This is a genomic window from Lysinibacillus sp. GW821-FHT14F06, from assembly GCF_058803665.1.
On sequence record NZ_JBXAPF010000012.1, the window covers coordinates 88,888 to 109,445 of the forward strand.

General features: G+C 36.8%; 23 protein-coding genes. 18 read left to right on the top strand and 5 right to left on the bottom strand.

Translation table 11 applies throughout. The features are described 5' to 3' along the window. Positions 1 to 278: 278 nt before the first annotated feature. Positions 279 to 749, top strand: a complete 471-nt coding sequence (locus tag AC1RNS_RS12890) for a DUF4259 domain-containing protein (protein WP_492993158.1) — start codon at positions 279 to 281, stop codon at positions 747 to 749. A gap of 22 nt (positions 750 to 771) precedes the next feature. After that, complete coding sequence (locus AC1RNS_RS12895; protein ID WP_492993160.1) at positions 772 to 1,245, top strand: hypothetical protein; 474 nt, start codon at positions 772 to 774, stop codon at positions 1,243 to 1,245. Positions 1,246 to 1,312: 67 nt separating this feature from the next. Here AC1RNS_RS12895 and AC1RNS_RS12900 read toward each other — a convergent pair whose 3' ends face one another. Both AC1RNS_RS12900 and AC1RNS_RS12905 read right to left on the bottom strand, forming a co-directional pair. Continuing rightward, entirely contained in the window at positions 1,313 to 2,350 is a 1,038-nt protein-coding gene (locus AC1RNS_RS12900) for a YdcF family protein (RefSeq protein ID WP_492993227.1), read from the bottom strand. A gap of 125 nt (positions 2,351 to 2,475) precedes the next feature. Next, on the bottom strand, positions 2,476 to 3,642 hold the full coding sequence (locus AC1RNS_RS12905; RefSeq protein ID WP_492993162.1) for an immunity 26/phosphotriesterase HocA family protein: 1,167 nt from the start codon (positions 3,640 to 3,642) through the stop codon (positions 2,476 to 2,478). A 225-nt stretch (positions 3,643 to 3,867) separates the two neighbouring features. Between AC1RNS_RS12905 and AC1RNS_RS12910 the strand changes: the two genes are divergently transcribed. From AC1RNS_RS12910 to AC1RNS_RS12925, 4 genes are all read left to right on the top strand, one after another. Next, positions 3,868 to 4,302 carry a GNAT family N-acetyltransferase gene (locus AC1RNS_RS12910; RefSeq protein WP_492993163.1) on the top strand — a complete coding sequence of 145 codons (435 nt, stop codon included), beginning with the start codon at positions 3,868 to 3,870 and terminating at the stop codon, positions 4,300 to 4,302. A 10-nt stretch (positions 4,303 to 4,312) separates the two neighbouring features. After that, a complete protein-coding gene (locus tag AC1RNS_RS12915; protein ID WP_492993165.1) occupies positions 4,313 to 4,792 on the top strand; it encodes a nucleoside 2-deoxyribosyltransferase in 480 nt (159 codons plus the stop codon). Positions 4,793 to 4,804: 12 nt separating this feature from the next. Then, complete coding sequence (locus AC1RNS_RS12920; RefSeq protein ID WP_492993166.1) at positions 4,805 to 5,122, top strand: YbjQ family protein; 318 nt, start codon at positions 4,805 to 4,807, stop codon at positions 5,120 to 5,122. Between the two features lie 225 nt (positions 5,123 to 5,347). Next, positions 5,348 to 6,325: a helix-turn-helix transcriptional regulator gene (locus AC1RNS_RS12925; RefSeq protein ID WP_492993168.1), complete on the top strand. Its 978-nt coding sequence runs from the start codon at positions 5,348 to 5,350 to the stop codon at positions 6,323 to 6,325. A 73-nt stretch (positions 6,326 to 6,398) separates the two neighbouring features. Here the strand turns inward: AC1RNS_RS12925 and AC1RNS_RS12930 are convergent, their stop codons facing one another. Next, on the bottom strand, positions 6,399 to 6,830 hold the full coding sequence (locus tag AC1RNS_RS12930; RefSeq protein WP_492993170.1) for a DUF5301 domain-containing protein: 432 nt from the start codon (positions 6,828 to 6,830) through the stop codon (positions 6,399 to 6,401). A gap of 94 nt (positions 6,831 to 6,924) precedes the next feature. Between AC1RNS_RS12930 and AC1RNS_RS12935 the strand changes: the two genes are divergently transcribed. The 7 genes from AC1RNS_RS12935 to AC1RNS_RS12965 all read left to right on the top strand — a co-directional run bounded on the left by AC1RNS_RS12935 (position 6,925) and on the right by AC1RNS_RS12965 (position 13,429). Next, positions 6,925 to 8,613, top strand: a complete 1,689-nt coding sequence (locus tag AC1RNS_RS12935) for an AAA family ATPase (protein ID WP_492993172.1) — start codon at positions 6,925 to 6,927, stop codon at positions 8,611 to 8,613. 256 nt (positions 8,614 to 8,869) lie between these two features. Next, positions 8,870 to 9,385 carry a TetR/AcrR family transcriptional regulator gene (locus AC1RNS_RS12940; protein ID WP_492993174.1) on the top strand — a complete coding sequence of 172 codons (516 nt, stop codon included), beginning with the start codon at positions 8,870 to 8,872 and terminating at the stop codon, positions 9,383 to 9,385. A 103-nt stretch (positions 9,386 to 9,488) separates the two neighbouring features. Further along, the gene (locus tag AC1RNS_RS12945; protein WP_492993176.1) at positions 9,489 to 9,911 is read left to right on the top strand and encodes a DUF3995 domain-containing protein; all 423 of its coding nucleotides are present in this window, start codon (positions 9,489 to 9,491) and stop codon (positions 9,909 to 9,911) included. Between the two features lie 41 nt (positions 9,912 to 9,952). After that, the gene (locus AC1RNS_RS12950) at positions 9,953 to 10,564 is read left to right on the top strand and encodes a histidine phosphatase family protein (RefSeq protein ID WP_492993178.1); all 612 of its coding nucleotides are present in this window, start codon (positions 9,953 to 9,955) and stop codon (positions 10,562 to 10,564) included. Positions 10,565 to 10,649: 85 nt separating this feature from the next. Next, entirely contained in the window at positions 10,650 to 11,486 is an 837-nt protein-coding gene (locus AC1RNS_RS12955) for a D-alanyl-D-alanine carboxypeptidase family protein (RefSeq protein ID WP_492993179.1), read from the top strand. 12 nt (positions 11,487 to 11,498) lie between these two features. Next, complete coding sequence (locus AC1RNS_RS12960; RefSeq protein ID WP_492993181.1) at positions 11,499 to 12,053, top strand: hypothetical protein; 555 nt, start codon at positions 11,499 to 11,501, stop codon at positions 12,051 to 12,053. Between the two features lie 116 nt (positions 12,054 to 12,169). Beyond that, complete coding sequence (locus AC1RNS_RS12965; RefSeq protein WP_492993182.1) at positions 12,170 to 13,429, top strand: polysaccharide deacetylase family protein; 1,260 nt, start codon at positions 12,170 to 12,172, stop codon at positions 13,427 to 13,429. Positions 13,430 to 13,487: 58 nt separating this feature from the next. Here AC1RNS_RS12965 and gltS read toward each other — a convergent pair whose 3' ends face one another. Continuing rightward, the gene (gene gltS, locus AC1RNS_RS12970) at positions 13,488 to 14,672 is read right to left on the bottom strand and encodes a sodium/glutamate symporter (RefSeq protein WP_492993184.1); all 1,185 of its coding nucleotides are present in this window, start codon (positions 14,670 to 14,672) and stop codon (positions 13,488 to 13,490) included. Beyond that, on the bottom strand, positions 14,669 to 15,634 hold the full coding sequence (gene hutG / locus AC1RNS_RS12975) for a formimidoylglutamase (protein ID WP_492993185.1): 966 nt from the start codon (positions 15,632 to 15,634) through the stop codon (positions 14,669 to 14,671). The genes gltS and hutG overlap by 4 nt, the downstream gene beginning before the upstream one ends. Positions 15,635 to 15,773: 139 nt before the next feature. Here hutG and AC1RNS_RS12980 point away from each other — a divergent pair, with 139 nt between their 5' ends. From AC1RNS_RS12980 to AC1RNS_RS13000, 5 genes are all read left to right on the top strand, one after another. Continuing rightward, entirely contained in the window at positions 15,774 to 16,658 is an 885-nt protein-coding gene (locus tag AC1RNS_RS12980) for a LysR family transcriptional regulator (RefSeq protein WP_492993228.1), read from the top strand. Positions 16,659 to 16,850: 192 nt separating this feature from the next. Next, positions 16,851 to 18,086 carry an acyl-CoA dehydrogenase family protein gene (locus AC1RNS_RS12985; RefSeq protein WP_492993187.1) on the top strand — a complete coding sequence of 412 codons (1,236 nt, stop codon included), beginning with the start codon at positions 16,851 to 16,853 and terminating at the stop codon, positions 18,084 to 18,086. Then, complete coding sequence (locus tag AC1RNS_RS12990) at positions 18,083 to 18,859, top strand: SDR family oxidoreductase (protein ID WP_492993188.1); 777 nt, start codon at positions 18,083 to 18,085, stop codon at positions 18,857 to 18,859. Before AC1RNS_RS12985 ends, AC1RNS_RS12990 begins: the two co-directional genes overlap by 4 nt. Before the next feature lie 13 nt (positions 18,860 to 18,872). Next, positions 18,873 to 19,916 (top strand): phosphotransferase family protein, encoded by a 1,044-nt coding sequence (locus AC1RNS_RS12995; RefSeq protein ID WP_492993190.1) that lies wholly within the window; start codon positions 18,873 to 18,875, stop codon positions 19,914 to 19,916. 389 nt (positions 19,917 to 20,305) lie between these two features. Next, complete coding sequence (locus tag AC1RNS_RS13000; RefSeq protein ID WP_492993192.1) at positions 20,306 to 20,518, top strand: DUF3955 domain-containing protein; 213 nt, start codon at positions 20,306 to 20,308, stop codon at positions 20,516 to 20,518. Positions 20,519 to 20,558 lie beyond the last annotated feature (40 nt).

Here is a 20,558-nt window from a genome sequence, read left to right on the forward strand (position 1 = left end):
GTGTATGGGAGGCCATAGATCAGCTTAATGTAATGGAGCGAGATGCACAAAATCTGGAGTTATGCAGGTTTACTAGTATCTCTAAGGATGATTATCGCAAGGAGCATGGACAGGAAACAGATTTTATGTCAATGGCTACTTGGAGATAACAAGATAGCTATTCACAAGAAATGATGGAGTACTATTCAGCTCCAGTTTGTAAATATGAGCTATATTCTGATGGACTGAAGCTGTATATACGGTTTCATTAAATATCATAATATGGGAGGAGCAATAATATGGGAGCATGGGGCTACAAAGCATTGGAAAGTGATGAGGGATTAGATGTAATAGGCTTTTTACAGGACTATATCGAAAATCAAACAAATTTAAATCTAGTATCGTTAACTGACATTGTCAAGGCGATGAAAAATGATGGCTTTTTTGGAGACACCTTTAAGGACATAGATTTTTTTTACGATGTTAGCGCCATGGCATTAGCAGAAATCTATATTACATACCTCGATACAGGTAATTTTCTTAGTGACGAAAGTAAATCTAGAAAAGTTCAAACTTGGACAGCTGATGAGAATGCTTTGAAGTTTATAGTAAAATATTTAACAGATATAAGAGATGAGGTGCCAGATGAGCATGGTAGTAGAGAGATTGTAGAGCTATGGCGCGAGTCTAAAAACTGGCATGCATGGCAATCAAACCTAAATAATCTTATTCATAGAATTGAACAAGAAATCAGCAATTTACATTCATAAAAGTTACATGGAGTGATGATAATTGACATATGAATTTTGGATAATGGCTTCAATTACGGAATTGGTTGAATATCCAGATGAGACATGCGATGAATGTATACCACATCCGAATTTTCAGGCTATTATGGATGTGCTTGACATCAAAGTACCCATAAAGGATATACATGAACGTTTTCTTGATCAATCTATCCATACAGGAGATGTTTTGGTATTTGCCAATCAGCATCAGCAAGAAAGGTGTATTGTTCTCGATACTTATCGTGATCCATATGACCAATTAGATATGATTCAGTTTGGATGGAAAATGGGTACAAAGGAAGCTATTTCAATAGTAAAGCAGTTATCACGTAGACTTTATGATAATTGTGAGTTTGCTGTATGCTACAAGGAAGGTCAATCTGTCCTTTATAAGGTACTACAGGAAGAAAGCTATCCTCGTAAATATAGCTATAAGAAGACGGTCTATGAGCAACAAATAAAGAAATATGTGTTGTGAAAACCAAAAATAGGTGGATTCGTGACATGATTTACTTTGAAAGTGCCACGAATCCATACGATAGAGATCATACAAAGAAAAAGCTAAGTAAGGAAAATAAGATGGAGATGCCGAGGATAGGCCCAACAATTTTCATATGTCTTTTTCGTCCCATTACAACAATGGCAACATATTCACGAATCATTGCGTTCGGCCAATAATAAAAAGCCGTTTTTGAGCCAATGCCCTGACTGTTTAAGCCTGCAAGTCTTGCATAGATGCCTGCACGGAACAGATGGAAATTATTTGTCGTAAAGATACTGTTATAGGTCTCACCTTGTTTAATATCATCCATTATCTGTTTTGAAAATAACATATTTTGATATGTATTTACAGATTGGTTCTCTTGCAATGTATGCTCGATGGGAATACCTTTGTCAATTGCGTATTTTTGCATTGCCTCGGCTTCGGGAAGGTTCTCGTCAGGACCTTGTCCACCAGAAAAGATAATTGTTGGCGGCGAGGTAACTGCTACCTGTTTATGATAGAAATCAATTGCCTTCTGAATTCTACTAGCTAGAAGTGGTGGAACCTTGTCATTAATTAAGCCACTACCTAGTACAATGATATAATCCTGATTTAACCTTGGGCGATTGAATTGGTACAGAAAATAGGCTGATAAGAAATTAGACAAGTGAATAAAAAAATAAAATGTTATAAGAGATATCCCACCAAAAATCGGTTGGAGGTGGCTTGAGAACAAGCTTGCTGGATATATAATCGGTAATAATATAAATAATAAAATGCCCAGCGCCACAAGTAATGTTAAAGAATTAGCCAAACGCCTTCCCTCCCGTTTCATTAACACTCTTGCATTTAAAAATAAACCAAACATTAAAGCTATAATTGCAAAGGGAATAAGGATAATTAAAGCGATAAGCGGAATAATTACAATTATCCTTAATAAATACTGATCAGATGCTAAGGATGCGAGAACGCAGAATAACAGAAAAGAACAGACAAAAAGATTAAATAACAAGCCGTTAATGATCTTTCTGGGGTCTTTCAAATAAGAAATGAGAAAAATAATGAAAAGCATAAGAGGAATAATTCCAAAATACATAATAACATGCACCTCAATGATGTAATGGGTTAATTGTATCTTTATATTATAAGTAATTATTGGATGAAATCAACTACAGACAAATTGAAAAGGAGTATCATGGATATACTCCTTTTGGTTGCCGGCTCCTATTTTTTGTGAGAGCTGCTATAAGTTTTATAAACATAATTGATATACTCACTGCGAGTAAGTCCACCAGTTTGACAATTAAATTCATCATAGGTGATGTTTGCTGGAAGTCCAAATTCAGCTAATACTTGTTGACGTTCTTTTTGATATTGCGGGAGATCCAGTGATCTTGATTCATCATCCTCTTCTGGCTTTAGCCAATCATTAAAAACACCTGCACAAACACCATGATTAGTAAAACGACCACCAGTCTTAAGTGAGGTCATAGGCTCTGGCTTACTAATGGTTCCTGTGCCCCATGATAGGCGGTATCGAGACTCCTTGCCATAATTAAGGGTTAAGCCATACCCAATGGGGAATTCAATATCAGATTCAGTTAATGCTTTGTGCCCAACCTTTTCATAGCATCCACGCATAAAATGATCGTCCATCACAATTCGCGTTTGTGCGGCTAATGGAGCGGATATGATTTCATCGAGATGAGGGGACCGCTCTGTCGTTGTAAGCAAATAAGGACGGATAAACAATGGCATTGTCATGACATCATGCCAAATACTATCCTCTGCAAATAGATTATCCTTTTGCATTTGACGCAAATCTCCAATAACAAGGACATAGCCATCTACGAACAAATCGATCTCTACACGAAAAATATCTCCTGGAACAGCTTTATAACGTAAACTTTTCATACTTGTAAGTTTTTTAACCTTGTCTGAATAATCTGCAGGAAGCTGGGAAGGAAATCGCTGTAGCCATTCCATGATATCAGCCTTAGTTGTTAGATGCTCAAAGCCAGTTAGTGGGAGCTGGTAATAGGTTTTCGCATTTCGAGCCATGATATAAGAAGATGAATGGTGTTGATTGCCTAGCCCAGCAGAAAAGATAACGCCTGTTGCTTTCACAGCAGAAATATTGGTGTAATTTAATTTTTTTTCTTTTCCACGAGCTGTTTGAGGAACTATGACCTCACGATTACGTGTTAAAATATTTACATCAGCCTCTTGGTAGCTATGCTCATTGATGAAAATTCTTTTTTTAATGAGATCACCCTCAAGGCAAATAAAATAATCCTCTCGAATTTGAAGCGTGTCCCAATACTCTTCTATGATATGTAGTCCAAAATAAGGGCGTTGTGAATTTGTTAACCAACTAGTAAATGCTGTCAATTGGAATTCCTCCTACTTTGAGTGATGATGTCAAGTATACTGAAATCCTATTGTTACGAAAATAGCATAATTGAAAAATGGTGAAAATAGTCATTTTAGTACAAGAAGGCTGATTGCTTTAGAAGCAGACAGAATACATATATTGATTCTATGGACCTGACATAATAGGAATCAATATGGCATGTTAATTTTGTTATAATTGAAGCGATAGAGGTGAAATGAAAAATGCATATATTGACAACTGAAGGTGTACCATATGAGAGGCTCAACCAATTACAGGAAATACATGCGCATGTCTTTGATGGTGCCAATCTGCCAGTAGAAAAGCTAGAAAGAAAAGAGGGCCTACTTTGCCTATTTGCTATTGAGGATGAATGTATTATTGCTTTTAAACTGGGCTATATTCATCCTGATGGTGTTTTTTACAGCTGGCTAGGAGGTGTTCATGCAACAAAGCGTGGTCAGGGAATTGCTAGTCAGCTTATGCGACAGCAGCATGTCTATATTCAGACAATGGGCTTTAAAAAAGTTCGTACATATGGTAGGAATGAGCGAAAAGCAATGCTTATCACAAATCTTAAACATGGATTTGATATTGTTTCAACATTTGTTGATGACAAAGGTCGACATAAAATAGTATTTGAAAAATTATTGGAATAGGAGTTTTAACATGAAGGCATACTTAGCAAATGGATTATTTTCATTAGGAGATCGATTAGTAAATGAGAAGCTGGCTGCGGCTATAAGAGAGGCAATACCAGGTATTGAATTGTATGTGCCACAGGAGAATGATGCCATTAATGATAAAACAGCCTATGCGGATAGTCTAGCCATTGCGCAAGCAGATTTAGAGATGCTGCAAAAAAGTGATGTGCTAGTAGCTGTTTTAGATGGTGTGGAGATTGATTCTGGTGTGGCGGCTGAAATTGGTGCATTTGCCATGCTAAATCGGCCAATTATCGGTGTCTTTACAGATGTTCGTCAGCAGGGCAGAGATAATATGCAAAAAATTGAGGCACTTGTAAGGGACGGCATTGAAAATCAGTTTATATATCGAAATTTATTTGTAATCGGCTTGATAAAACGCAAAGGAATTATCACATCTTCCATTGAAGAAGCTGTCAAAGCCGTTCAAAAATTTAACAAATAGGAGGCAAATTGTATGCTACTCTCAACTACAGATGTTGTGGCAGGGAAGGAAGTTGTAGAAACAATTGGCTTAGTAAAAGGTAATTCTGTGCAATCAAGAAATATCGGTCGCGATATGATGGCAGGGCTTCGTAATATTGTTGGTGGAGAAATGAAGGAGTATGCAGAAATGCTCGTCCGTTCTCGAGAAATTGCCACTAATGCAATGGAGGAAGAAGCCAAAAAACTAGGCGCAGATGCTATTGTAGGTGTAAGATTTTCTACCTCATCTGTAATGGACGGTACCTCTGAGGTATTAGCATATGGAACAGCCGTAAAATTAAAAAAATAAAAAATGAAGGGCTTCAATCAACAAGATTGAAGTCCTTTTTATTGTAAAAATATCCTTAATTATGACAAAAATATAGTTTGTTTAGTCTGTTGTATGACGATTTTTTGTTAAATTAGTATAGTACCAATTATAGCAATAATATAGAAATTTTATAGTGAAAAGGACTAATAGTGTCCAACTCATTTTGTATAATAGAAAGGTAATGATGAAGAAAGAGTGGGATATATGGTAGATTCACAACAAAATAAAGGCTATCGCGTCATTTCTATGTTTGATAGATTGATGGATGGTCAAGGAATAAATAAAAAACAAGAGGCATTTACACATCAAGTTGGTGAAAAAACCATACAACGCGATCTGGATCAAATTCGAGCGTATATTGATAAGGCTAAATTAAACTGTCATTTAGAATATGTGCGAGCAGAGAAGGTCTATAAGCTAACAAATATCGGAGAACATATTTTAACAAAAGAGCAAGTGTTAGCGATAGTCAAAATTCTTATTGAATCAAGAGCGTTTTTAAAATCTGAAATGAGTGAGATTATTGATAAGCTTATCTCGATTGTTGCAGCTGATAAACAAGAGTTTATTCATAATATTATTTTAAACGAAAAGCATTTATATGTAGATTTAAATCATCGCAAGTCTTTACTACAGGTAATTTGGAATCTCTCAGAGACCATTCAAAAAAAGAAAATAATTCAAATTGATTACTTGCGTGAGGGAGAAACAATCCCAACGGCAAAAATAGTAAAGCCTCTCGCTGTTATTTTCTCTGAGTACTATTTTTATTTAATTGCCTATGATAGTAAGCATGAGAAGGATTTGCCCATTGTCTACCGAGTTGACCGTATACAGCATTTGTTGGAGCTTGATAAAAAATTTAAAATACCCTATGCTGAACGTTTTCAGGAAGGTGAATTTCGCAAGCGTATCCAATTTATGCATGCTGGTGAGCTGATGCATATTAAATTTATCTTTAATGGCTCATCTCCTCAGGCTGTACTAGATCGGCTACCAACAGCTAAAATTCTATCTAATAATGATGGATACTATTTATTTGAGGCAGAGGTTTTTGGACGTGGGATTAAAATGTGGCTGCTTAGTCAAGGAGCTAATATTGAAGTTATAGAGCCTCTTGAGCTCAGAGAGGAAATGATTGAAACCATCCATTCAATGCAGCAAAATTATCGCTATATATAATACAACACTCCATCAAAAGGAAAAATCCGCTTAATCTTCCAAAAGACGAAGCGGATTTTGATGTTTACAACAATTATTGAAATAGTTCTTCAATAAAGTTTAACTGTAAATTCCCTAAAAGTTTGTAATCTTTCATATAGTTTTCTTCATATAAATAAACGAATAAATGCTTTGAATTATCTAAGCGTAAACCTATTTCACGCTCATCATTTATGTGTAACGTTAACCAATATACTTCGTCACCATCAGATTTATCGAAGCGTACTTTACGAAGCGGTTGGCCGTTAAATTGCTGCATAATTTGATCGATATGAGAGGCATCTGTTACAGTGATGGTTTTTTCATCTGAGCCACGAATAATTTCGATTTCATTCACTTGCTCAATATCAAGCCGTTCTGTTACCTCCTTATCGAAAGTTGAATCTCGCGTTATCAATAATGTTGAAACGAAAAGGATGATAAGAGGTAAAAGGATACCAATTAGCAGTTTGTATTTTTTTTTCATGTAAAAACTCCTTAAATTCAAAAAATTCGCACATATGTATGCTGTTCCACGCTATAATTGAGCATATACTGAATTGATAAAGGATGGCAATAAAATGACACAAAATCATGAAGAAAAAGAGCTATTTTATCCTGACGGTACAGTCATGTATCGTGGTGGTGTGAAGAAAAACGATTTTGGACATGACATTTATGATGGCAAGGGTACATTATTCGATCAAGATGGAGAGCTATTATTTGAGGGTGAATTTGCCAATCACATGAAGCAGGGAAATGGCATTATGTATTTAAAAGGTCAAATGATCTACCAAGGCGAATTTATTCAAAATAAAAAACAAGGAAACGGCATTTTATATAAAAATGGACATATTTATTACGAGGGTCATTTTCGTAATGATTTAATGGATGGCTACGGAGTATTACATTATGAGGAAGATTTAACTGGTCCATTTCTGGAGCTACGTAAACAGTATCCCCATTTAGATCAGCCACAATATGAGGGAGATTTTGTCCATGGCATGAAGAAGGGGAAAGGAAAACAATATTATCCAAACGGTTTTTTACAATATGAAGGTGATTTTATATGGAATCATATGCAGGGGGCAGGTAGGCTTTACTATACACCCGAGACACCAAGTGCAGAGGAGCTTGAGAGCGGGGTATCCACACTTCAATACGAAGGGTATTTTTTCGAGGATGCAAAACACGGCAAGGGAAAGATCTACTCGAGACTAGGAGTGCTTGAGGCGGAGGGCCAATTTAAAGAGGATGCCATGACAGGACATGGTACTCTTTATTATGCTAGTGGACAGGCGTGTTATATTGGCGAGCTTGTAAAGGGAGAAAAGCATGGCCGAGGAGATTATTTTAATGAGGATGGCAAGATTATTTATAGCGGTGAATTTATAAATGGAGAACGGTTACGAATAACACCAGAAATTGAGCGAGAAATTGAGAAATTACAACAGCAATTAGATAGTCTTGTAGGACTTCCAAATGCTAAGAAGGAATTACATAACCTCATCAACTTTATTAAAATTCAAAGCTTACGTGTCGATCATGGATTAACAAGTTTCCCAATAACCTATCATCTTGTCTTCTCTGGTAATCCAGGCACAGGCAAAACAACAGTTGCTCGGATTATTGGTCAAATTTATAAGCATCTCGGGGTTCTTTCAAGCGGACATTTTGTGGAAACAGATCGTGCAGGCTTAGTTGCAGGTTATGTTGGTCAGACGGCTCTAAAGGTACAGGAAGTGGTCAATAAGGCAAAAGGCGGCGTGCTTTTTATCGATGAGGCCTATTCACTGGTTAATGATAAACAAGATGCATTTGGGAAGGAAGCAATTGATAGCCTATTAAAGGCAATGGAGGATCTACGTGATGATTTGGTTGTTATTGTAGCAGGATATACAGAGCTAATGGAGGAATTTTTATTAGCTAATCCAGGCTTTAAATCACGTTTTAATCATTTTGTACAATTTGATAATTTCAGCACAGAGGAACTATTTGATATTTTTGCAATGCTATGTAAAAACAATGATTATCAATATGAAGAAGCATTTGCAAACCATATAAGAGATCAACTACACAAAATTCCGATTGAGTCGATTCCTAATTTTTCAAACGGGCGATATATTCGTAATTTATTTGAAAAGCTAGTAACCATTCAATCAAATCGTCTTATTCAGCAAAATAATATTACCAAGCAAGAACTTATGACATTTGCAGAGGATGATATTTTACTCGGTATTACAGAAGATCTATTTGATAATACATTTTGATAATGGTAATGACCAAAGTAGCTTATGGCAAGGAACTTTGGTCATTTAAAATAATAAAGGGGATGACAAATGAAAAAGCTTGTGACAATCATTTTAGTAGGTGCTTGTATTTTACCAAGAGTATTGACAATCAATATTACTGTCAGTAACAACATTAAAATACTTAAAAATAAACCAATTGAATAATTGACAAATAATGAGAAGAGTAGTATTCTAACACAAAACATACGCTATCGTATTTTATGGAGAAATGATTATGCAATTGACGAGGGAAGATTGGATTAAGGCTGGATTACAACAACTAGCTGATGTAGGAATACATAAAGTTCGAATAGAAGCACTTGCCCGCCTACTTAAGATTAGTAAAGGTAGTTTTTACCATTATTTCCGTGATCATCAGGAGCTGTTAGATGCAATGCTCGAGTATTGGGAAATACATGCAACAAAGCACATTGTTCAAAGTATGGAGCAGGAACAAGCTACGTTGGATCAACTGCTACGCATTAGCTTTAGCAGAGATAAAAAAATAGAGATTGGCATTTATGCATGGGCTAAATATGATTCTGCTGTTGCAGCAAGATTGGTCGATATTGAAGAACAGAGAATTGCCTGTGTAGCAAAATTATACCGAAAAATGGGCATGAATGATGTTGAATCAGTAGATTGTGCAAGACTTGCCTATTTGACGTATGTGGGGTGGATGACCAGGTTTGAAGCAAATCCTCATTTTGAGATTGAAAAAATGCTGAAGCTTTTAATGCACATTCACTAAGGTCCCTAATATGGTGTAGAACCCTTATTAGGGACTACTTTCACACTATAACATACGGTGGTGTATGTTTTATTAAGGTATGATGGAGGAGAGGAAGGTAGCCATGACAACAGTAATAACATTTATAGCAATTGGTCTTCTGTGGTTTATCAGTGTGCTTCATATTTATTGGGCTTTTGGAGGTCGTTGGGGAACAGCTGCAGTCATCCCAGTAAAAAAGGGAGAGCAACAGCCTATTTTTAAGCCAAGAAAGCTTGGAACCCTACTTGTTTCTGTTCTTATTTTGCTGGCTAGTTTTATGCTAATTTTTCAAGCTGGTTACCTAGAGAGCTACCAGGCAAATACTATTACAAAGATTGGAAGTATAATTTGTGCTACCGTTTTTATGATTCGAGCTATTGGTGATTTTAATTATCTGGGGTTTTTTAAAAAAATAAAGCATTCTAAGTTTGCTCGATATGATACTTTGATTTACAGTCCATTATGCTTGTTCTTGGGTTTTACCTATATTATTCTGTTATTTTAAGAGTAGCTAATTATAAGTAGAGTACATAGGAGGAAATCAGAATGAGTCAGACAATTTACCTATTTCGCCATGGTGAAACAGAATTTAATACACAGGGTCGTTACCAAGGGGAGCTTGATTCACCTTTAACTGAAGCTGGCATTCAGCAAGTACAGCAAAATGCATGTATGCTAAAAAGTATCATTGGCAATCCTCAAGATTGGAAAATTATATCGAGCCCATTAGGAAGAGCCATGCAAAGTGCTGCAATTATCTGTGAAACAATTGGATATAATGTTCAAAACGTTCAGCAGGACAAACGATTAACTGAGGTTGCTGTTGGTCAATGGGCAGGACTAACGACATCCGAAATCGAAAGTGCTTGGCCAAACCTCTTTCACAAGGAAGACATCTATAACTGGTATTTTCATGCACCAAATGGAGAAACCTACGAAGCTGTTACAAGTAGGATAAGTAATTGGCTAGAGGAGATACAGCGTGAACCAAAAGTGATCGTGATTTCACATGGCTTAACTGGACGCATTTTACGTGGACTATATGCTGGCTTAGAAAAGGAAGATGCCTTAAAGCTAGAGGTATCACAGGATATGTTCTTTAAATTATCAAATAAGACCATCACCACGATTTATTCAGATTTCGATGATTTTTATTAGGTCGTATCTTAAGAAATTCTTCATAAATTACCTACAGGAATATTCAGAATTGCCTCCTATTATAATGTGTGGGGGGCGTTTTTTTATGAAGAAATTTGTCTTATTTTGTTGTATCTGTGTGGCAGCTTTCCTTTTTTATTATATTGACAACAGAACCGAAAATGCACAAATAGAGCTACCTACATTACATAGTAAAAATGCTTTGCTGCTGAACGAAAAAGGGGATGTCTTATATGAAAAAAATGCAGATGCCATTGTATATCCAGCCTCATTAACGAAAATTATGACAGCAATTGTGGCTATTGAGGGCAGTGTCAATCTTCAAAAGCAAACAATTGTTGAACCACAAACAATTACAAAATTCACTGCTCAAAATGCTTCTATGGCTGGTTTTAAGGCAGGAGATTTTGTAACGATGGAGGATTTATTATATGGTACACTGCTAGCCTCTGGTGCAGATGCTACAGGAACATTGGCAGATGCCATTGCAGGTAGTGAGGAAGCTTTTGTGACGCTTATGAATAATAAGGCGCATGATTTGGAGATGGATAGTACTCACTTTGTCAATGCCAGTGGACTACATGATGAAGCGCATGTTTCAAGTGTTCGTGATCTTAGTAAGTTATTTCGTTATGCTATTGAAAATCCAACTTTTTATCAAATTTTAACCTCAAAAAGCTATATAACATATGTCCCAAATGAACTGACAATATCAAGTTCGCTTTTTATGAAAATAGCTGGAGCAGAAGGATCAATCATTGGGGGGAAAACAGGCTACACACCTGAAGCGGGTCTTTGCTTAGCATCTATTATTGAAAAAAATGGCAAGCGTTATCTCTTCATTACAACGAATGCAGCAGGGCAAGCCTGGACACCGCCACTACATATTGAAGATGCACTAACAGCCTATGAAGCACTATAGGAGGAAAAAAACATGAAAAAATTAGCAACTTTTTTAGTCCTTTCAATCGTCTTATTAGTAGGATGCACTACTACACAGGCACCCGAAAAAGAGAAGGCTGCTTGGGAGCCTTTCACCGGCACATATGTTGGGGATAATATGAAGGTCGGTAAAATAGCAAATACCGTATTCATGCATGGGGATACAATCGACTATTTCGATTTAAGAGGGGAGGTATTACGTGTCATTTATCGAAATGACAATGAGGCCTTAAATAATTGGTTTTCTTCTTCCACATCAAAAGAGAAAGCATTGGTTTATAATGCGATGATGGGGGCGATTTTAGTTCCAAATGCACAGGGCTATGGCTTTGAAATCGATGGAGAATTATATGAGATTCCAAGAGATGTATTGATAACTGAAATGGCATCTCTTTTGCCAACGTTACCACAGGGAAATGATTTTTTTGAAGAAAAAATCGTTGAAGATTTTCTAACAAAGCATGAACAAACTATTCAACAATATGCAGTTGATCCTAGCTACCAAAGCACGTTGATGAAGAAATTTTCAATCACAAAAACTAGTTGATTTTTACTATTTTTTGGTATAATCTATTATTCTATAATGTAAGTAAAATCCTCTATTTTTCAGTACAAACACACATGTAAAATGACATCTGTGATAATAAAGGACGGTGGAGAACAATGAAAAAGCTTTTACCCTATGCTATGTTTTTGACATTTTTAATTAGCTTTCTATTTATAGCTGATGCAAATGCGGAAGGAGCATCACCTATTCAGCAAATAGCCAAAGACACAGCAATATATGTAGAACCTTCTGTAGATAGTGCCGTAATCGGTCAAATAGCAAAGGGGAGTTATGTAAAAGTTGTATCTGTAAGTGGGGAATGGACATCTATTAAAGGGCAGCAGCTAGAGGGGTATGTAGAAACGGCAGCATTAACAAGCCCAACATCTGAAAAGTATATAGTTGCTAATAAGGGTGGAACAACTCTATTTACATATCCTAGTCCAAGTTCACAAAAAACAGGACATCTTTATGAAAATAGCCTAATATATGTATATGGATCAGCACCTGGAGGTTGGTCCTTTGTCCAATCTGGTCAGGAAATAGGCTATGTAGCAACGAATTCTTTAAAGAAGCCAATTGTCATAAAAAAGCAAGTAAATGCTAAAAATGGGGCTGCCTTTCGTTTAACGGCTAGCCCTAGTGGTGAAGTGCTTGGTACAATTGCAAATAAAACAGAAGTGCAGCAATATACAATACTTGCTGGCTGGGCCTATGTAGAAACAGATACACAGAAAGGTTATGTAAAGGCTTCGGAGCTAGTGGACCTTAAAAAGCTAGATAATAAAGTCTATAATAAAGGTGTTGCAGTAGCCAAAGGGGAAAAGAAACGAGTAGCATTAACATTCGATGATGGACCAGATGCAAAAATTACGCCACAAGTTTTGGCCATACTAAAAAAATACGATGCTCATGCTACCTTTTTTATGGTTGGCAAAAATGTCACTAAAAATGCTGCATTAGTGGAAACAATTTATGAGGCAGGATATGAAATAGGTAATCACACATGGAGTCATTCAAAATTAACAAATTTATCAGCAGCAAGTGTCAAGCAAGAGGTCGATCGAACTAGCAATGCTATTTATGCAGCAATAGGTCAGTATCCAACGGTTTTCCGTCCACCCTATGGTGCCACGAATGAACAAGTTCGCTCTGTCATATCAATGCCGTCCATTCTATGGTCAATCGATACACTTGATTGGAAGCATCGCAATGCTGATAAGATTTTAGCGTATGTTAAAGCATCAGCGAAAGATGGTAGTATTATTTTAATGCATGATATTCATAAATCAACCGCAAATGGTCTCGAAAACGTTATCCTTTACTTGCAAAAGCAAGGTTACGAATTTGTTACTGTTAGTGAAATATTACAATAATGAAAGCTCAATAAAAGAGCCGTGCAATCTATCAAATATAGACTGCACGGCTTTTTCATTATTTAAATAAATTAATCGTTGTAATAATAATTGGTATACCAAAGACGTCGATTAAAAATGCCCCTACTATTGGTACAACAAGAAATGCTTTTTTAGAAGGACCGAAGCGTTGGGCAACAGCTGACATATTGGCCATTGCATTTGGTGTTGCTCCTAAACCATGACCTGCAAAGCCTGCAACCATAACCGCCGCATCATAATTTTTTCCAAGTAATTTAAATAATACAAAGATACTAAATACAACGATAAAGAAGACTTGTGCGAACACAATAATGAATAGTGGAAGTGCTAAATCTGCAATTTCCCATAATTTAATGCTCATAAGTGCCATTGAAAGGAAAATACCTAATGTCACATCACCGATTAAAGAAATGCTTTTCATATTGATCGCTGCTGGTTTTATCTTATCCATAATATTACGTACAATCACAGCAACAAACATAGCACCTACATAGCCCGGTAATACAAAGCCTGTCGCCTCTGAGAACAATGTTCCAACATACGTACCAACAGCCATACAGAACGTAATGATTATTACCTGTGTAAAGAATGAATCCGATGTAATTTGCTCTTGTTTATTTTCGTAGTCTATTTCCTCAGTTTCTTGTTCATCAGGTGTTAAATTATACTTACCAACTAAGTACTTCACAATAGGACCACCAATTAAGCCACCAGCGACTAATCCACATGTAGCTGCTGCTGCACCAATTGTCATGGCAGAAGAAATACCTAAGTCTTCTAATGTTTGTCCAAATGCTGCTGCTGCTCCATGCCCACCTTCCATGGAAACAGCTCCAGCCATCATACCGATTAATGGATGAATGCCCATGAGTGATGCAAGTGAAACACCAATCACATTTTGCATAAGTGCAAGGAAGCCACACGCTAGCCAGTAGATAATGAGTAATTTACCGCCTAGCTTCACTAGTTTAAAGCTTGCTCCTAAGCCAATTGTTGTGAAGAAGGTAATCATAAATAGACTTTGTAAAGATGTATCAAGAGAAATTTCTAAGGTACCTGTTGTCTTTAAAATAGTTGCTAATGCGGCAAATAATAAGCCGCCAACAACTGGTGCTGGAATACAAAAACGTTTTAAAAAGCTTATTCTACTTATTAGCCAGCTGCCTAATCCTAATAGGGCAGCTGCTAAAAAGATTGTTGTAATTTGATTAAATTCGATCATGAACCTTGCCCCTTCAGTAAGTTATTTAGTGCTTCATAGACAAAATAAGCACCTAATTTAACTGTGCGTCCATTCTCATCAAGAGAAGGATTTACTTCACAAATATCAAAAGAATGTGTCTTTGGATGTGATGTTACCTTTTGTAGTATGTTACGTACCGTTATTGTGTCCAGCCCAAACGGAGAAGGTGCACTTACACCTGGTGCAAATGCAGCATTTAGCACATCCATACATAGCGTTAACAGCACATAATCATGATTATCCATGTAGTGCTGAAGATCATTGAGAATTTGCACGTTATTTTCAGCTGTCATATTTTCTTCTAATATATACTTCACATGTAATTCATCTGCTTTTTCAAATAGCTCATTTGTATTGCCATAGCGCTGAATTCCAAGGACAAAATAATCAGTATATGGATCCTGCTCTAGAATTTGACGGAACATGGTACCAGACGATGGCTGTTCATCATAAGACCGTAAGTCAAAATGAGCATCGATATTGATGATGCCGATTTTTGCATCCCTTGGCAGTGCTGCACGAACACCTAAATAGTGGCCATATAATGTTTCATGCCCACCACCAAGCACTACACATTGACATTTTTTTGTGAGTATTGTTTGAACAATTCCGCCAAGCTCATTTTGTGCATCTTCTAATGCATGATTTAGGCATAGAATATTGCCTACATCAATTACTCGTTGTTCCTCGGTGAAAGTCCAAGGAAGGCTAGCTAATGCTGCACGTAAAGCGTTTGGTCCACTTGCTGCACCTACACGACCTTGGTTGCGACGTACACCCTCATCACAAATAAAGCCAACAATAGCAGCATGCTGATAATCTGAAGCGCTTACATCATTAATTGGAATTCTTTTTACTTTTTGATGCAAACGAAAACTACTCGTATTAGTAGTGGAATCTATACGACCTTCCCATTGTTTTTGATCTGTCATTGCATACATAACCCTCTTAACCCCATTTCCAATATTATTGTAGTGTAAATAATGTTGTAAATTTATTATATATTCACATAATTATAATTACTAATATATAATTATTATTAATCTATAGCTTTTAACTATAAATAGGAGTGATTTTATGTTGGATTTAAAACAATTACAATATTTTATTTCTGTAACAGAACAAATGAATTTTTCAAAGGCAGCAGAAAAATTGCATATTTCGCAGCCTTCCTTAAGCAATGCCATCAAGAAATTAGAGCACGAGATTGGCTCACCATTATTGAATAGAAATACAAGAAACCTTCAACTAACAGAAGCTGGTGAGCTTTTATATGAACGAGCAAAAGTGATATTAAAAAATATGGAAGTTTTAAAAATAGAAATGGATGAAGTGATTGTACATGGTACAAGTGAAGTGACGATAGGTGTGATGGAATCCATCAAGCATTGGCTTCCAAAAGTTATTGCACAATATAAAAGTAACTATCCACAAATGACGATTCATTTAGTAGATATTTTAGGCAGTAAGCGGGTTAAAAAATCACTAAAAGGCTATAAAACACATGTAATTATTACTAATCAGCGGATGGATGATGAAGAGCTAGAAGTTCAAAGCTTATATGAAGAGCGTCTTGTTGCTGTTTTGCCGTTAAATCATCCATTAGCAGAAAAGGATCGACTGACGATTGCTGATCTATGTAATGAACCATTTATCATTAGTACAGAAGGATTTCAAACGAGGCTTGATATTTTAAGTGCATTTGAGCAGGTGGGCTTAAAAATGAATATTCAATATGAAATTGAACGCTTTGAAACGGCTGTATCGCTTGTTCGAGAAAATTTAGGGATTACAATCTTACCAGAAAATTATTTACAAGGCCCTACTGCAAAAACTATTGTACAAAAAGAAATTGATGGTCCGAATTTACGGCGCAATGTCTATTTAGTATCTTTAAAAAATCGTCATTTACCGCTTGCTATTCGTCACTTATTAGCAAATATTGTGCAATTTTTTGAACCCTAATCACTGAAAATAATGTTTTTGAATTGAAAATTTCCTACATTTCTAAAATGCTGTTTAATGACCAAATTTTCTCTATCATTCAAGTTTTTCTAAAATAGATGATTGATTTACAGGAAATATAGCGGTAACATTTAATGTAAGAAATAAAATGAACATTCATTCATTTTTTGCTCAAACAAAGGGGGATTTTCTATGAATTTTTCTTATAGCAAGAAGGTAGTAGAGTTACAGGGGAAGCTGACTAATTTTATGGAGCAATACATTTATCCAAATGAGGCAGTATATGCAGCACAGGTAGATGCAATGGAGGATCGTTGGGGGGCAATTCCACCAATAATGGAGGAGCTAAAGCAAAAGGCAAAGGATGCGGGCTTATGGAATTTATTCTTGCCGGATAGTGAATATGGGGCAGGTTTAACAAATTTAGAGTATGCGCCTTTATGTGAAATTATGGGACGCTCTTTACTTGCACCAGAGGTTTTTAACTGTAATGCACCTGATACAGGAAATATGGAGGTGCTTGTGCGCTATGGCTCAGAGCAGCAGAAAAAAGAGTGGCTAGAACCATTATTACGTGGAGAAATACGTTCCTGCTTTGCAATGACAGAACCAGCCGTAGCGTCAAGCGATGCGACCAATATTGAAGCTAGCATTGAACGTGATGGGGATTTTTATATCTTAAATGGGCATAAGTGGTGGACAACAGGGGCTGGAGATCCTCGTTGTAAAGTCGCTATATTTATGGGAAAACATAAAGACACTACAGCACCAATCCATGAGCAACAGTCAATGATTCTCGTCCCTATGGACACACCTGGAGTAAAAATAGAGCGCATGTTAACGGCTTTTGGTTATGACCATGCACCGGAGGGACACGGTGAGGTAACGTTCACGAATGTTCGCGTACCTGTGAACAATATATTGTGGGGGGAGGGTAAGGGGTTTGCTATTGCACAAGGAAGATTAGGTCCTGGTCGAATCCATCATTGTATGAGACTTATTGGGGCTGCTGATCGAGCATTAGAGGAAATGTGTATACGTGTGCAAGAGCGACGAGCCTTTCATCGACCACTTGCAGATCAAGGTGTGATGCGTGAGCGGATAGCGGAGTCTCGCATTGATATCGAGCAGGCAAGATTGTTAACGCTAAAAGCAGCATATATGATGGATACAGTAGGTAATAAAGAAGCGAAAGCAGAAATTGCCATGATTAAAGTGGTTGCTCCTAATATGGCTTTAAGAGTTATTGACCGAGCGATTCAGGCATTTGGTGCTGCTGGGGTTGGACCTGATACGACGCTCGCTGCACAGTGGGCCAATTCTCGCACATTGCGTTTAGCAGATGGACCGGATGAGGTGCATCGCAATACAATTGCTAAATTGGAGCTGAAAAAACATGCTAAAAAACTAGAGGAGCTGGTGAAATGACGGTACTTGACTTATTTAGTTTGAAGGGAAAGACAGCCATCGTAACAGGCGGAGGACGTGGACTGGGAGCCCAGATAGCACAAGGCTTTGCAGAGGCTGGTGCCAATGTAGTGCTGTGCGCACGAAAAGTAGAGGCATGTGAAGAGATAGCAGCAGAACTAGCGAAATTAGGTGTACAAACATTAGCTCTTGCCTGCGATGTAACAAAATCAGATGATGTAGCGAATGTGGTATCAAAAACTATCGAAACATTCGGCGGTATTGATATTTTAGTAAATAATAGTGGAGCATCTTGGGGTACTCCTGCTGTTGAAATGCCATATGAGGCTTGGCAAAAAGTATTTGATGTTAATGTAAACGGTACATTTTTAATGAGTCAAGCAGTTGGCAAAAAAATGCTGGAACAAAAAAGTGGCAAAATTATTAATATCGCCTCAATTGCAGGGCTAGGTGGTACATTACCAGATTTTATGGATACAATCGGTTATAACGCAAGTAAAGGAGCGGTTATTACCTTTACAAAGGATTTGGCCGTAAAATGGGGGCCATATGGTGTTAATGTCAATGCGATTGCACCAGGATTCTTCCCAACAAAAATGTCTAACGTTTTAATTGAACGTGGACAAGAGTATTTAATGGGGGCCACACCATTAAAGCGTTTAGGCTCTGAGAATGATTTAAAGGGAGTCGCGTTATTTTTAGCGGCGGCTGCCTCAGATTATGTAACAGGTGATGTTATTGTTGTAGATGGTGGCATGAGCTCAATTATTTAAGGGGAGGGTTTTGATGGATACGATACAGGTAAGGGCAAATGAACGTCTTGATGAAGTGAAATTACAGTTATTTTTAAAAAGTCAATTTCCAGATTTACCAGAAGGAATTCTCGAAATTTCACAATTTAGTGCAGGACATTCAAATTTGACCTATTGTCTAAAAGTAGGTGATTTTGAAGCCGTTCTTCGTCGACCTCCACATGGACCAGTCGCCAAAAAAGCGCATGACATGAAACGTGAATTTACGATTTTATCTGCCTTGCATCCATTTTTAGCTGCTGTACCGAAACCATTTGTTTATATTGAAGACCGAGATATTATCGGCAGTGATTTCTTCATAATGGAACGAAAGAAGGGCATTGTGCTTGATACAGATTTTCCTAAAGGTATTGAGCATAGCGAGCAACTAGCACGCCAGATATCTGAAAAAATGGTTGATTCCCTTGTAGCTCTTCATGCTATTCCATATCAGGATACGATGCTTAAGGATATAGTCAAGCCAGAAGGATTTATGGAGCGGCAGGTACTGGGCTGGATTGAACGCTATGACAAAGCGAAAACAGCACAGCATGCTGAGGTTGAAGCGCTGACAACATGGTTAAAGGACCATATTCCTACTAATAGTGAGGCTACGATTATTCATTATGATTATAAGCTGAATAATGCTATGTTTTCCAATGATTTTACGGAAATGATTGGACTTTTTGATTGGGAAATGACGACAGTAGGGGACCCATTAGCTGATTTAGGTGTGGCAATGAGCTACTGGATGCATGCGGATGATCCAAAAATGCTATTATACGCACTTGGAGAGCCACCAGTAACAATTTTGCCAGGCTTTTATACACGCCAAGAATTTATACAGCGCTATGCAGAGAAAAGTGGACGTGATGTCTCAGCTATTGATTATTACATTACATTTGCTTACTTTAAACTAGCTGTTATTTGTCAGCAAATTTACTACCGCTATGTAAATGGTCAAACTAAGGATGACCGATTTGCACAGATGGATAAAATGGTAGCCGCACTAATTCAACAAGCTTCTAAGGCAATATAGATTTAATTGTAACTTCAATCAGAAAAAAGTGAATTTTATTACACCGACGGTTGCTTTAATTAGCAGCCGTATTTTTTATCTATACTACAGATTATCCGACACTATAATTATTAAATTTCCATGTTTACACTCGCACCATACAAATTAAATACAAAAAATCAATTCACGTAAAAATACTTAAAAGAGGGGGAATGCACGTTCTTATTTTATCATGCGAATTTATGGATTAAAGGAAAGGGGAAATACAATATTTATTTATTGTTTTTCGATAAAAAAATATTGACTTAGAATGTAAGTGCAGTTACTATATCAATAGCAAGTGTTAAAAACAGATTTCAATTTTGGTTTACTATTTGATAAAGAAGCAAAAGCTCAACGGAGGATAAAGGATGAAAAAATATTTATTTACTACATTGCCAATTTGTTTAGGGATTTTATGTTTAGTTACAAAGGGACTGATTGGAGATGAATTAATGGCAGATGGAACAATTGTGGAAAGAAATTTCTTTTTAATACCATTAAGTTATTTGTTTTTCCTGAGTGGTATAATTTCATTTTTATTTGTAGCTATTTTATCAAGAAAGACAAATATTGCGAACTAATTAGAAAAAAATCAGGTTTACATATTGGGACCTGATCTTT

Excerpts from the sequence above, each read along its gene's own strand:
- AC1RNS_RS12990 (WP_492993188.1), top strand. The coding sequence starts at position 18,083 with ATGACGGTACTTGACTTATTTAGTTTGAAGGGAAAGACAGCCATCGTA.
- AC1RNS_RS12945 (WP_492993176.1), top strand. The coding sequence starts at position 9,489 with ATGACAACAGTAATAACATTTATAGCAATTGGTCTTCTGTGGTTTATC.
- AC1RNS_RS12955 (WP_492993179.1), top strand. The coding sequence starts at position 10,650 with ATGAAGAAATTTGTCTTATTTTGTTGTATCTGTGTGGCAGCTTTCCTT.
- AC1RNS_RS12890 (WP_492993158.1), top strand. The coding sequence starts at position 279 with ATGGGAGCATGGGGCTACAAAGCATTGGAAAGTGATGAGGGATTAGAT.
- AC1RNS_RS12940 (WP_492993174.1), top strand. The coding sequence starts at position 8,870 with ATGCAATTGACGAGGGAAGATTGGATTAAGGCTGGATTACAACAACTA.
- AC1RNS_RS12950 (WP_492993178.1), top strand. The coding sequence starts at position 9,953 with ATGAGTCAGACAATTTACCTATTTCGCCATGGTGAAACAGAATTTAAT.
- AC1RNS_RS12915 (WP_492993165.1), top strand. The coding sequence starts at position 4,313 with ATGAAGGCATACTTAGCAAATGGATTATTTTCATTAGGAGATCGATTA.
- AC1RNS_RS12925 (WP_492993168.1), top strand. The coding sequence starts at position 5,348 with ATGGTAGATTCACAACAAAATAAAGGCTATCGCGTCATTTCTATGTTT.
- hutG (WP_492993185.1), bottom strand. The coding sequence starts at position 15,634 with ATGTATGCAATGACAGATCAAAAACAATGGGAAGGTCGTATAGATTCC.
- gltS (WP_492993184.1), bottom strand. The coding sequence starts at position 14,672 with ATGATCGAATTTAATCAAATTACAACAATCTTTTTAGCAGCTGCCCTA.
- AC1RNS_RS12935 (WP_492993172.1), top strand. The coding sequence starts at position 6,925 with ATGACACAAAATCATGAAGAAAAAGAGCTATTTTATCCTGACGGTACA.
- AC1RNS_RS13000 (WP_492993192.1), top strand. The coding sequence starts at position 20,306 with ATGAAAAAATATTTATTTACTACATTGCCAATTTGTTTAGGGATTTTA.
- AC1RNS_RS12960 (WP_492993181.1), top strand. The coding sequence starts at position 11,499 with ATGAAAAAATTAGCAACTTTTTTAGTCCTTTCAATCGTCTTATTAGTA.
- AC1RNS_RS12930 (WP_492993170.1), bottom strand. The coding sequence starts at position 6,830 with ATGAAAAAAAAATACAAACTGCTAATTGGTATCCTTTTACCTCTTATC.
- AC1RNS_RS12985 (WP_492993187.1), top strand. The coding sequence starts at position 16,851 with ATGAATTTTTCTTATAGCAAGAAGGTAGTAGAGTTACAGGGGAAGCTG.
- AC1RNS_RS12965 (WP_492993182.1), top strand. The coding sequence starts at position 12,170 with ATGAAAAAGCTTTTACCCTATGCTATGTTTTTGACATTTTTAATTAGC.
- AC1RNS_RS12910 (WP_492993163.1), top strand. The coding sequence starts at position 3,868 with ATGCATATATTGACAACTGAAGGTGTACCATATGAGAGGCTCAACCAA.
- AC1RNS_RS12920 (WP_492993166.1), top strand. The coding sequence starts at position 4,805 with ATGCTACTCTCAACTACAGATGTTGTGGCAGGGAAGGAAGTTGTAGAA.
- AC1RNS_RS12995 (WP_492993190.1), top strand. The coding sequence starts at position 18,873 with ATGGATACGATACAGGTAAGGGCAAATGAACGTCTTGATGAAGTGAAA.